2 protein-coding genes are annotated in these 2,299 nt (G+C 54.3%); both read right to left on the bottom strand.

Going from position 1 to position 2,299, the window contains the following annotated elements; genetic code table 11:
* A partial coding sequence (locus tag CH74_RS16795) for an Ig-like domain-containing protein (protein ID WP_367379135.1) occupies positions 1–554 on the bottom strand: 554 nt, incomplete at its 3' end.
* Positions 506–2,299: Ig-like domain-containing protein (locus CH74_RS16790; protein ID WP_048308698.1), on the bottom strand; the 1,794-nt coding region annotated here is incomplete at its 5' end. The genes CH74_RS16795 and CH74_RS16790, both read right to left, overlap by 49 nt.

Raw genomic sequence — 2,299 nt, 5'->3', positions numbered from 1 at the left:
TCTAGCTCAGCTGTGTCGCCGACTTGATAGGTATTTCCGTTAACGGTGAATTCGCTGACGGTGAGCGAATCGTCATCAACGTCGCTGTCGTTATCAAGAACGTTACCCGTCAGAACGGCATCTTCGTCATCGGTAGCGCTATCCGATTCAGCAACAGGCGCATCATTGACCGCGGTTACTTCTAAATTTAGCTCAGCGGTATCCGTCAGTTCTCCATCGGTAACGGTATAGCTGACTGTCGGAACTTGCCCATTCCAATTTTCGATCGGGGTGAAGGTGTAGCTGCCGTCGCTTTCAATGACCAGCGAGCCAATGCCCTCAAGCTCGGCGGTATTGCCCGCTTGGTAAGTTTCATTACCGATCGTGAATTCAGTGACGGTAAGCGAATCGCCATCGACATCGCTGTCGTTAGTCAACACGTTGCCGGCCAGCGGCGCATCTTCATCACCGGTGGCAGTATCGTCCTGAGCAACAGGCGCATCATTGACCGCGGTCACTTCTAAATTTAGCTCAGCGGTATCAGCGAGCTCTCCATCGGTAACGGTATAGCTGATCGCCGGTACCTGGCCGTTCCAGTTTTCATTCGGGGTAAAGGTGTAGCGCCGTCGCTTTCAATGACCAGGGAGCCAATGCCCTCAAGCTCGGCGGTATCGCCCGCCTGGTAAGTTTCATTACCGATCGTGAATTCAGTGACGGTAAGCGAGTCGCCATCGACATCGCTGTCGTTGGTAAGAACGTTACCGCTTAGCGGCGCGTCTTCATCGCCGGTGACGCTATCGCCTTCCGCAACTGGTGCGTCATTGACTGCTGTCACAGTCAGACTTAGCTCGGCGGTATCCGTAAGTGATCCATCGGTGATGGTGTAGCTGATCGCCGGAACTTGCCCTTTCCAATTTTCGACGGGGATAAAGGTGTAGCTGCCATCGCTTGCGACCACCAGCGTGCCGATGCCTTCTAGCTCAGCTGTGTCGCCGGACTGATAGGTCGTATCAACAATTGTGAAATCACTAACGGTGAGCGAATCACCATCGACATCACTATCATTGTCGAGGACATTGCCGCTCAGCACGGTATCTTCATTACCGGTGACGCTATCGTCTTCCGCAACTGGCGCGTCGTTGACCGGTGTCACGGTCAGATTTAGCTCAGCGGTATCGGTCAAATTTCCATCGGTGACGGTGTAGCTGACTGAGGGTACTTGGCCATTCCAGTTCTCAACCGGGGTGAAGGTATAGCGGCCGTCAGTTTGGACGATCAGCGAGCCAATACCCTCGAGTTCGGCGGTATCGCCGGCTTGATAAGTCGTATCATCAATAGTGAAATCAGTGACCGTGAGCGAATCGCCATCGACATCGCTGTCGTTATCGAGAACGTTGCCAGTGATCACCGCGTCTTCATCACCGGTAGCGCTGTCGGGTTGGGCGACCGGCGCATCATTGACCGCTGATACGGTCAAATTCAGTTCGGCGGTATCGGTCAGCTCTCCATCGGTGACGGTGTAGCTAATCGTCGGAACTCGGCCATTCCAGTTTTCGACAGGCGTAAAGATGTAGCTACCGTCGCTCGCGACCACCAGCGTGCCGATGCCTTCTAGCTCAGCAGCCTCGCCGGCCTGATAGGTCGTATCAACAATTGTGAAATCACTAACGGTGAGCGAATCGTCATCAACGTCGCTATCGTTATTGAGGACGTTGCCAGTGATCACCGCGTCCTCATCACCGATGGCGGTATCGTTCTGAGCGACCGGTGCATCGTTGACTGCTGCCACAGTCAGACTCAGCTCAGCGGTATCGGTCAAATTTCCATCGGTGACGGTGTAGCTAACCGCTGGGACCTGGCCATTCCAATTCCCGACGGGCGTAAAGGTATAACTACCGTCGCTGGCAATCACTAGCGAGCCAATACCCTCAAGTTCGGCGGTTTCACCGGCGGCGTATTCAACACCAGCGATACTGAAGTTACTGACGGTGAGCGCATCGCCATCAACGTCGCTGTCATTAGCCAACACATTGCCGTTTAGCGGAGCATCTTCATCGCCGGTTGCAGTGTCGTCTTGGGCAACTGGTGCGTCATTGACCGGTGTCACGGTTAGATTTAGCTCAGCGGTATCGGTCAGTTCCCCATCGGTAACGGTATAGCTGATCGTCGGAACCTGACCGTTCCAGTTTTCAACGGGCGTGAATATGTAGCGGCCATTGGCTTGGATGGTTAGCGAACCGATGCCTTCAAGCTCAGCAGTCTCGCCAACTGCATAGTCAATGCCGCCGACAGTAAAACCGCTGACGGTGAGCGAATCGCC

Source organism: Halomonas sp. PR-M31, assembly GCF_001039575.1.
GTDB lineage: Bacteria > Pseudomonadota > Gammaproteobacteria > Pseudomonadales > Halomonadaceae > Modicisalibacter.
The sequence above is the reverse complement of the archived record's forward strand: the minus strand, read 5'-3'. Positions and strand labels throughout refer to the sequence as shown.